This window comes from Pseudomonas sp. rhizo66, assembly GCF_031931925.1.
In the GTDB taxonomy this organism is placed as follows: domain Bacteria; phylum Pseudomonadota; class Gammaproteobacteria; order Pseudomonadales; family Pseudomonadaceae; genus Aquipseudomonas.
Genome location: NZ_JAUJWZ010000032.1, coordinates 24,262 through 33,920, shown reverse-complemented (window position 1 = coordinate 33,920; position 9,659 = coordinate 24,262). Strand labels below are relative to the sequence as shown.

At 55.5% G+C, this 9,659-nt stretch carries 9 protein-coding genes and 5 tRNA genes; 4 read left to right on the top strand and 10 right to left on the bottom strand.

Annotation, left to right across the window (positions count from 1 at the left end; all coding sequences use genetic code 11):
• Nucleotides 1-201 precede the first annotated feature (201 nt).
• Nucleotides 202-278 (bottom strand) — tRNA-Arg (locus tag QZR14_RS27090).
• A gap of 291 nt (nt 279-569) precedes the next feature.
• Here QZR14_RS27090 and QZR14_RS27085 point away from each other — a divergent pair.
• A complete protein-coding gene (locus QZR14_RS27085; protein WP_250608036.1) occupies nt 570-806 on the top strand; it encodes a hypothetical protein in 237 nt (78 codons plus the stop codon).
• A gap of 20 nt (nt 807-826) precedes the next feature.
• Nucleotides 827-1,006, top strand: coding sequence for a PA3371 family protein (locus QZR14_RS27080; RefSeq protein WP_311998217.1), 180 nt, complete (start codon nt 827-829; stop codon nt 1,004-1,006).
• On the opposite strand, the gene phnN is transcribed toward QZR14_RS27080, so the two are convergent.
• Nucleotides 981-1,550 carry a phosphonate metabolism protein/1,5-bisphosphokinase (PRPP-forming) PhnN gene (gene phnN / locus QZR14_RS27075; protein ID WP_250608032.1) on the bottom strand — a complete coding sequence of 190 codons (570 nt, stop codon included), beginning with the start codon at nt 1,548-1,550 and terminating at the stop codon, nt 981-983. The genes QZR14_RS27080 and phnN overlap by 26 nt on opposite strands.
• Before the next feature lie 390 nt (nt 1,551-1,940).
• Between phnN and QZR14_RS27070 the strand changes: the two genes are divergently transcribed.
• Entirely contained in the window at nt 1,941-2,267 is a 327-nt protein-coding gene (locus tag QZR14_RS27070) for an Arc family DNA-binding protein (RefSeq protein WP_003178899.1), read from the top strand.
• A gap of 114 nt (nt 2,268-2,381) precedes the next feature.
• Here QZR14_RS27070 and mgtE read toward each other — a convergent pair whose 3' ends face one another.
• The gene (mgtE, locus tag QZR14_RS27065) at nt 2,382-3,824 is read right to left on the bottom strand and encodes a magnesium transporter (RefSeq protein ID WP_250608031.1); all 1,443 of its coding nucleotides are present in this window, start codon (nt 3,822-3,824) and stop codon (nt 2,382-2,384) included.
• Nucleotides 3,825-4,144: 320 nt separating this feature from the next.
• On the opposite strand from mgtE, the gene QZR14_RS27060 reads away from it, so the two are divergent.
• Nucleotides 4,145-4,663, top strand: coding sequence for a cell envelope protein SmpA (locus QZR14_RS27060; RefSeq protein WP_311998216.1), 519 nt, complete (start codon nt 4,145-4,147; stop codon nt 4,661-4,663).
• A 19-nt stretch (nt 4,664-4,682) separates the two neighbouring features.
• On the opposite strand, the gene QZR14_RS27055 is transcribed toward QZR14_RS27060, so the two are convergent.
• From QZR14_RS27055 to alaS, 7 genes are all read right to left on the bottom strand, one after another.
• Nucleotides 4,683-4,759, bottom strand: a tRNA-Arg gene (locus QZR14_RS27055).
• Nucleotides 4,760-4,830: 71 nt separating this feature from the next.
• Nucleotides 4,831-4,907 (bottom strand) — tRNA-Arg (locus QZR14_RS27050).
• A 72-nt stretch (nt 4,908-4,979) separates the two neighbouring features.
• Nucleotides 4,980-5,056, bottom strand: a tRNA-Arg gene (locus QZR14_RS27045).
• A gap of 107 nt (nt 5,057-5,163) precedes the next feature.
• Nucleotides 5,164-5,254: transfer RNA gene (locus tag QZR14_RS27040), tRNA-Ser, on the bottom strand.
• A gap of 62 nt (nt 5,255-5,316) precedes the next feature.
• Nucleotides 5,317-5,505: a carbon storage regulator CsrA gene (csrA, locus tag QZR14_RS27035; RefSeq protein WP_002554426.1), complete on the bottom strand. Its 189-nt coding sequence runs from the start codon at nt 5,503-5,505 to the stop codon at nt 5,317-5,319.
• Between the two features lie 187 nt (nt 5,506-5,692).
• Nucleotides 5,693-6,934: an aspartate kinase gene (locus QZR14_RS27030; RefSeq protein ID WP_250608029.1), complete on the bottom strand. Its 1,242-nt coding sequence runs from the start codon at nt 6,932-6,934 to the stop codon at nt 5,693-5,695.
• 90 nt (nt 6,935-7,024) lie between these two features.
• Nucleotides 7,025-9,643: an alanine--tRNA ligase gene (gene alaS, locus QZR14_RS27025; RefSeq protein ID WP_311998215.1), complete on the bottom strand. Its 2,619-nt coding sequence runs from the start codon at nt 9,641-9,643 to the stop codon at nt 7,025-7,027.
• Between the last annotated feature and the right edge of the window lie 16 nt (nt 9,644-9,659).

Sequence of the window (9,659 nt, the reverse complement as noted above, 5' to 3'; positions counted from 1 at the left end):
ATCCAAATACCATCCCTGCCCCCCCTACCTATATATAGAAGCAAGCCTCACGCCCCCGATTCGAAATCAACCGGACAGCGGGACAGTGCGCCACACAGAATTTGGCGCGAGTAAAGCAGCCACACAAACAGGCAGCCCAACAAAGGAACGGAGCGTTCGTTGAGGGGAGACGAGTATTAAAGAAAAGGTTAGAACAATAGATGGTGTCCCAGGGCAGGTTCGAACTGCCAACCTTCCCCTTAGGAGGGGGATGCTCTATCCAATTGAGCTACTGAGACAAACGCTGGTCGCAGCAGACGCTGCATGACGGACGGCGTGCATGTTAACCACCGAACCCCGATTTGTCATGTCGTCCGTTGGGCTTTTTAAGTGTAGGCAAGCGCCCAGCAATGATGCGGGAAGAATTACCGTGCATTTTGCACTCCCCTTGAAAGGTCATCATTGCAGATTGCAACCTGAACAATCCCAAAAATCCACTCAACTGCTTGTTTTTAAAGGACATAACAGAGGCTAGACTGTTGGCACGACGGCTGCTGTGTCTGTTCTATAGAAGATTCGGAGCTACGCCCATGAACAGCACCCTTTTGCTTGCAAACGCAATTGCTTTGGCGGTTTTGGTGGGCTTCCACTTTATGGCCGAAAGCGACTCGCCGCAGCCTTTGGCGCAGCGCATACCGCATTACTTGCAGGTACAAAAAGCGCCCCAACTGGCGGTGCTGAGCGATCAGGACACCTCTACACGACACGCTGTCAGTAACTCGGAGCAGGTGCAACCAGCACTGACCTCCGAACATCTGGTTTTTTGAAACATCTTCAGGAGTACAACATGTCCAAGTCAGCTGCGGGATTTCTGATCCTCGCCCTATTGAGTGGCGTCGTGCATTTATCGCTGTTCGAGGAAGCTGAAATCACCCCGCCCCTGATTAGCTGCACCGTTTTTGGCGTGCTATTTGTGCTGGCACTGGCCGCAGGACGAAAGATCAAATTTGATCCGGTTTTACGCTGAGCCTGATCAGACACAAGAGAGCATTAACAGCTTCCGTCAGATCACCTGAGTTGTCGATAAGGTGTACTGGCCCATCACTTGATCTCCTGTCTTTGAAAAACGCATTGCGAGCCAGTCTCGCGTCAATTTGCTCAGGCGTTTCTCGACCGCGCTTGAGCAAACGTTCTCGCAACACCCCATCCCGAACTGTCAGCAAAACCGGTAACAGCCTTGGATAGCACTCCATTGCATGACGCAGATTGGCCCGTGAGCCATTGACCAATACATGCCGTCCAGCCCTCAGCAATTGGTTCATTTCCACCGGAATTCCGTAGGCAAGACCATTGGCACGCCAAGCCAGTGAGAAGTCGCCGACTTGCTCGCGGCGCTCGAACTCCTCCGGCGTCACGCCAATGGCATCTTCCCCTAACGATTCAGCCGATCGCGTGATGATCCGACGCATGATTTCACAGTTCAGTGCTTGTAATGGCCCGCGCGCAGCCTCTATCAGACTGTCCTTGCCTGAACCGGACGGTCCCATTAAATAAATTAGCTTGCCATCCATCCTGAAAACGCCCTCCAACGGGTGTCTGCCACTAGTAAATCGGCAATTTGCCACTATCCTGTACAGGTAAGGAACAAGGATGCAGAACCCGCATAGCATGCATGTTCTGATGCGTACGGACATCAATTGATATGCAGCAGGAAGCGGACAAGGTTGCGGACAGAAGCGAAGATTTCAAACCAGTCCGCATTTCTGATAATTGGTGCTGGCATTACGCCTTTACCCAGCTCAACATTTGTCACAGAATTGACGCCAATGATCTGGCAATTTTGAGGCATGATGCGTGCCTCTTAACAATTCAGGTTGAACCATTTGGCGCGGATGCTTGTCCTACCACACATCCTGCGGCCAATCCCGAGAACCGCTCCCCTGAACTAACCGGTTAAATATATGCGCCCATTGAAACAGGCAATTTATTCCAGCCGTACGGCTGACAAGTTCGTCGTACGTCTGCCAGACGGAATGCGTGAACGCATTGCCGAGGTGGCTCGCAATCATCATCGCAGCATGAACTCCGAGATCATTGCGCGCCTTGAGCAGAGTCTTATTCAGGAAGGTGCACTGGGCGAAGAGCTGAGCATGCGCCTGGACAGCCCGGAGCTGTCGTTGCACGAGCGCGAGCTGTTGCAACGTTTCCGCCAGCTGTCTCACCGCCAGCAGAACGCCTTGGTGTCCTTGATTGCCCATGACGCCGAAATGGCAGCAGACGCGTCCTGAGCCATAACGAACATCTCAAGCCAGCATAATTGCTGGCTTTTTTTTGCGCGGATTTTGAGTTTTCCCAAGCACAAAAAAGCCCGCCAGATAGGCGGGCTGTTTCGCTGTAGCTGATCAGAGCAGGAATATTGTCGCCAACCCGAGGAAGATGAAGAAACCACCGCTGTCGGTCATCGCAGTGATCATCACGCTAGCCCCCATCGCTGGATCTCGCCCCATCTTCGCCAAGGTCATAGGGATCAACACCCCCATCAATGCAGCCAGCAACAGATTGAGCGTCATTGCCGCGGTCATCACCACACCCAACGACCAACTTCCGTAAAGAAGGTAAGCAACCACGCCGATTACACCACCCCAGACCAAGCCATTGATCAAGCCTACCGCCAACTCTTTACGCATTAGCCGCGAAGTATTACCGGTGCTGACCTGGTCGAGCGCCATGGCACGAACGATCATGGTGATCGTCTGGTTACCGGAATTACCGCCAATACCCGCCACGATCGGCATAAGTGCTGCAAGTGCTACCAGCTTCTCGATCGAGCCCTCGAACAGACCGATCACTCGCGACGCAACAAACGCAGTGATCAAGTTGATCGCCAGCCACGCCCAACGGTTGCGTAGAGACTTCCAGACCGAAGCGAAGATATCTTCCTCTTCACGCAGACCGGCCATGTTGAGAACTTCGCTCTCGCTTTCTTCACGAATCAGGTCGACCATTTCGTCAATGGTCAGACGACCGATCAACTTGCCGTTCTTGTCGACCACCGGAGCCGAGATCAAGTCATAACGCTCGAACGCTTGAGCAGCGTCATAGGCATCTTCGTCCGGGTGAAAACTCACCGGATCGCTGGCCATGACTTCAGAAACCTGTTTTTCCGGATCGTTGACCAGCAAACGCTTGATCGGCAGCACGCCCTTGAGCACACCATCGTAATCGACCACGAACAGCTTATCGGTATGGCCCGGCAGCTCTTTAAGCCGGCGCAGGTAACGCAGAACCACTTCGAGACTGACGTCCTCACGGATGGTCACCATCTCGAAGTCCATCAGTGCACCGACCTGCTCTTCGTCGTAAGACAAGGCCGAACGCACGCGCTCACGCTGCTGGTTATCCAGGCTCTCCATCAGCTCATGGACGACGTCTCGCGGCAGCTCGGAAGCCAGGTCAGCAAGTTCGTCAGCGTCCATGTCCTTGGCGGCAGCCAGGAGCTCGTGATCGTCCATGTCGGCGATCAGCGTTTCACGAACGGAATCGGATACTTCAAGGAGAATGTCGCCGTCGCGATCAGCCTTGACCAATTGCCAAAGCGTCAGACGGTCGTCCAGCGGCAAGGCTTCAAGGATGTAGGCAACGTCGGCGGAGTGCAGATCATCAAGCTTGCGTTGCAGCTCGACGAGATTTTGCCGGTGAACCAGGTTTTCGACGCGATCGTGATGCGCGCCTTCCTGGCGATGAGTCAGGTCTTCAACGACCCGCTGACGCTGCAGCAGCTCAACGACCTGAGCCAGGCGATCCTGCAGGCTTTCTTGCGTTTTCTTTACTTCGATTTCAGACATAGGCGAACTCCACTCCCAGCAGCGGGGCACGCCGGAAGAATCAATCAGTCAATTCATGATTGGTGAAACGGGGTACTGAGTAACTACTGGGTAAGTCCATGGAATTTTTCCATAAGCCCCGGCGGGGCTGACGGGCGCAATGATACACCGCCTGACGGTTTAAAACGTTAAAAAATCGCGGTCGAAACAAGCGCTTGCGAAACAATCCTGAGCACCGTCCTGATCCTTGCTATGCGACGACTCATTCTGAAAAGAAAACACACCGGCGTCGAAAAATGTAGCGACTACCCTTGAGCATAGATCGTCATGGAGGACGTCGAATGCCCTTGAAAACCTCTCACCTTGCACTCGCCAGCCTGCTCTGTCTGCCGCCTAGCGGAGCCGCCCTCACGCTGCATCGCTGCGAAGCCGATGATGGCAGCATCACCTTCACCTCGATGAGTTGCGCGCACGGCGAGCGGCGCTCAGAACAGGAAGTTCACCCCTACTCCCCCGGATCCGTCGCGGCGCTGATGCCGGAACACAACCATGAGCAAATATCCGGCATGACTACCAAAACTCGAGCACCAGGGATTGTCGGTCACGCTGAAGACAGATGCGGAAACCTGATCGATGCCAGGCAACGGCGCGAAGCGATCATCAATCGCCGCGTCATTGCCGGCATGAGCCAGCAAGATGTCGAGAGCGCGTTGGGCAAGCCAGACAAGGTAAATATCCGAACATCGGCGACGAGCTATCGATACGACCTCAAGCGAGGACGTTCGGCTCAGATTGATTTTGATGAGCGAGGATGTGTGAAGGCAAAAGCCAAATCCCGGACAGCAAAAAGCCCGCGTTAGACGCGGGCTTTTTGGTATATGGTGCACTCGACAGGATTCGAACCTGTGACCGCTCGGTTCGTAGCCGAGTACTCTATCCAGCTGAGCTACGAGTGCATTTGTGTTTTTAGACCAGACCACAACTGGCTGAAACCAAGTTATTCACATTGCTGCAACTAACTCTTAAATGGTGCACTCGACAGGATTCGAACCTGTGACCGCTCGGTTCGTAGCCGAGTACTCTATCCAGCTGAGCTACGAGTGCATTTGTGTTTGTTAGACCAGATCACACCTGGTTGAAGCCAAGTCATTTACATTGCTGCAATTGACTCTTAAATGGTGCACTCGACAGGATTCGAACCTGTGACCGCTCGGTTCGTAGCCGAGTACTCTATCCAGCTGAGCTACGAGTGCATTTGTTGCGCCGCATTATAGCCCGTCTAATCTCTATTCCAACCACTTTTTCTATTAATTTCAACAACTTACAGAAAAAGCCAGATTACAACGTACTAAGCAAATAATGGCGGAGAACGGGGGATTCGAACCCCCGACACCCTTTTGAGGTGTACTCCCTTAGCAGGGGAGCGCCTTCGGCCACTCGGCCAGCTCTCCGCAACACGGGGCGTATCTTAACCAACCTTTTCCCCGTTTGCAAACATAAAAAACGATAAAAATTAATGGCTTGGTTCTTCGTCCTTCTCTTTCTTTATACGCAGGTAAATTTCCTCACGGTGCACGGCAACCTCTTTCGGGGCGTTGACGCCGATACGCACTTGGTTTCCTTTAACGCCGAGCACGGTCACGGTGATTTCGCCATCACCGATAATCAGGCTTTCTGCGCACCGACGAGTCAGAATCAGCATACCTTTCTCCTCACGCAATTCACTTCAGGGACAACAGTCTGCAAAAAAAAGGCACCCGACCTACAACCGGAGCGATCGTAGCCCTACATGCCTGAGTATTGACCAGCGCGAGCAAAAGAACAGTTCAGGACTCGCGCCATTCAAAAAATAAAGGGCGCGGTCAGACCGCGCCCTTCAAGAAACGGAATTACTCGCCCTGACGGGCCGGAGCATCCAGTTCGAAAGCCGTGTGCAGGGCGCGCACAGCCAGTTCCAGGTACTTCTCTTCAATCACCACGGAAACCTTGATTTCCGAGGTCGAGATCATCTGGATGTTGATGCTTTCTTTTGCCAGGGATTCGAACATGCGGCTGGCCACACCTGCGTGAGAACGCATGCCGACGCCGACGATCGAGACTTTGGCAATCTTGGTGTCGCCAACCACTTCACGAGCACCGATCTCGCGAGCGGTGTTTTCCAGTACGGTCTGCGCGGACTGATAGTCGTTGCGGTGCACGGTGAAAGTGAAGTCGGTGGTGTTATCGTGCGCAACGTTCTGCACAATCATGTCGACTTCGATGTTCGCGGCACTGATCGGGCCGAGAATCTTGAATGCCACGCCCGGGGTGTCTGGCACGCCACGGATGGTCAGCTTGGCTTCATCGCGGTTGAAAGCGATGCCGGAAATGATCGGCTGTTCCATGGTTTCCTCTTCATCAATAGTAATGAGGGTGCCCGGACCCTCCTTGAAGCTGTGCAGTACGCGCAGCGGAACGTTGTACTTGCCGGCGAATTCCACCGCACGGATCTGCAGCACCTTGGAACCGAGGCTGGCCATTTCCAGCATCTCTTCAAAGGTAATCTTGTCCAGACGCTGAGCGACCGGCACAACACGCGGGTCGGTGGTGTAGACACCATCAACGTCGGTGTAGATCTGGCACTCGTCAGCCTTCAACGCGGCAGCCAGCGCCACGCCGGTAGTGTCGGAACCGCCACGACCGAGGGTGGTAATGTTGCCGTGCTCGTCGACGCCCTGGAAACCGGCGACAACAACAACGCGGCCGGCTTTCAAATCACCACGAATCTTCTGGTCATCAATCTGCAAGATACGCGCTTTATTGTGCGCACTGTCCGTCAGGATCCGCACCTGATTACCGGTGTACGACACCGCTGGCACGCCGCGCTTGATCAACGCCATGGCCAACAGGGCAATCGTCACCTGCTCACCAGTGGAAACGATCACGTCCAGCTCACGCGGAACCGGTTGCGTGTCGCCACTGATTTGCTTGGCCAGATCGATCAGACGGTTGGTTTCGCCGCTCATTGCAGACAGCACAACCACCAGGTCATCGCCGGCATCGCGGAATTTCTTAACCTTGTCGGCGACCTGCTCGATTCTCTCGACAGTACCGACCGAGGTGCCTCCAAATTTCTGTACGATCAAAGCCATTTCAAAGCCGCCTCTGCCCATGAAGGGCGCCCAATAATCACTCGAACAGCCGCCCGGCCCGCCACTAGACTGCGGGCCGGACGGACTGCCTTATAAACCCTGCTCGACGAATGGAACGGTCAGTGCCAGTGCGTTATCCAGTGCGCCGGCGTCAACACCGCCGCCCTGCGCCATGTCCGGACGACCACCGCCCTTCCCGCCCACTGCCGCAGCAGCCTGCTTCATCAAATCACCGGCTTTGAGTTGGCCAGTCAGGTCCTTGGTTACACCGGCAACCAGTACGACCTTTTCCTCATGGACACTGCCGAGCAGGATCACTGCGCGGCCGAGTTTGTTTTTCAGCTGATCGACCAGCGCCAGCAGCGCCTTGCCGTCCTGACCATCCAGACGTGCGGCCAGAACCTTCACATCCTTGACGTCCACTGCCGAGTTCGACAGATCGTCGCCCGCGGCACTGGCGGCCTTGGCCTGCAACTGCTCCAACTGCTTCTCCAGTTGGCGGTTGCGCTCCAGCACAGCCGACAGCTTGTCGATCAGATTGTCGCGGCTACCCTTGACCAGGCTGGCCGCTTCCTTGAGTTGTTCTTCTGCCGCGTTCAAGTAGGCCAGTGCCGCAGCACCGGTGACTGCCTCGATACGACGTACGCCCGATGCCACACCGCCTTCGCTGATGATTTTCAGCAGGCCGATGTCACCGGTGCGGTTGGCGTGGATACCGCCACACAGCTCGACGGAGAAATCACCGCCCATGCTCAGCACGCGCACGCTGTCGCCGTACTTCTCGCCGAACAGCGCCATCGCCCCTTTGTTCTTCGCGGTTTCGATGTCGGTTTCTTCGGTTTCAACCGCGGAGTTTTTGCGGATCTCGGCGTTGACGATGTCTTCCAGCGCTTTGATCTGTTCCGGTTTGATCGCTTCAAAGTGGCTGAAATCGAAACGCAGACGCTGACTATCCACCAACGAACCTTTCTGCTGAACGTGCTCGCCCAGCACCTGACGCAAAGCAGCGTGCAGCAAGTGGGTGGCCGAGTGGTTCAACGAAGTCGCGTGACGCACTTCGGCGTCGACGTGGGTTTCCACTGGTGCGCCGATGGTCAGGCTGCCCGAGTCCAGCACACCGTGGTGCAGGAATGCGCCGCCGGTCTTGGTGGTGTCACGTACGTCGAAACGTGCGTTGCCTGCCTGCAGGAAACCGCAGTCGCCGATCTGGCCGCCGGATTCAGCGTAGAACGGTGTCTGATTCAGAACGATCACCGCCTCTTCGCCTTCATTCAAGACGTCGACCGACTGACCATCTTTATAGATAGCGACAATTTTTGCCGAACCGCTGGTGTCTTTGTAACCGGTGAACTCGGTGGCCACATCAACCTTGACCAGGGTGTTGTAGTCCAGACCGAACGAACTGGCCGAACGTGCGCGAACACGCTGGGCTTCCATCTCACGCTCGAAACCGACTTCATCGACGGTCAGGCCACGCTCACGTGCGATGTCAGCGGTCAGGTCCATCGGGAAACCGTAGGTGTCGTAGAGTTTGAACACCACGTCGCCCGGCACCACGGTGCCTTTGAGTTCCAGCAGGTCCTGCTCGAGGATCTTCAGGCCGTGCTCCAGGGTCTTGGAGAACTGCTCTTCTTCGGCCTTGAGCACGCGCTCGATGTTGCTCTGCTGCTTCTTCAGTTCCGGGAAGGCTTCGCCCATCTCGGCGACCAGCGCCGCGACGATCTTGTAGAAGAAGCTGCCGGTAGCGCCCAGCTTGTTACCGTGACGGCAAGCACGACGGATGATCCGGCGCAGCACATAACCGCGACCCTCGTTGGACGGCAACACGCCGTCAGCGATCAGGAAACCGCACGAACGAATGTGGTCGGAGACAACCTTGAGCGACGACTGATCGCCGTTTTCGCAACCGATCGCTTCAGCCGAGGCCTTCAGCAGGTTCTTGAACAGGTCAATGTCGTAGTTGGAATTGACGTGCTGCATCACCGCACTGATCCGCTCCAGGCCCATGCCGGTGTCGACCGACGGTGCTGGCAACGGATGCAACACGCCATCGGCGGTGCGGTTGAACTGCATGAACACGTTGTTCCAGATCTCGATGTAACGGTCGCCGTCTTCTTCCGGCGAACCTGGAGGGCCGCCCCAGATGTGGTCGCCGTGATCGTAGAAAATCTCGGTGCATGGGCCGCACGGGCCGGTATCGCCCATGGTCCAGAAGTTGTCGGAGGCGTATGGCGCGCCTTTGTTGTCGCCGATGCGGATCATGCGCTCGACCGGCACACCGATTTCTTTGGTCCAGATGTCATACGCTTCGTCGTCGGAGGCGTAGACGGTGACCCAGAGTTTTTCCTTCGGCAGTTGCAGAACGCCGGTCAGGAAAGTCCACGCGTAGGTAATCGCGTCCTTCTTGAAGTAGTCGCCGAAGCTGAAGTTACCGAGCATTTCGAAGAACGTGTGGTGACGAGCGGTATAACCGACGTTTTCCAGGTCGCTGTTCTTGCCACCGGCACGCACGCACTTCTGGCTGCTGGTCGCACGGGTGTACGCACGTTTTTCCTGGCCCAGGAAGCAGTCCTTGAACTGGTTCATCCCCGCGTTAGTGAACAGCAGGGTTGGGTCGTTGCCCGGAATCAAAGAGCTGGAGGCTACACGGGTGTGGCCTTGCTCTTCGAAGAAGCGAAGGAAGGCTTCACGGATTTCTGCGCTTTTCATTAGGTTCTTCCACGGA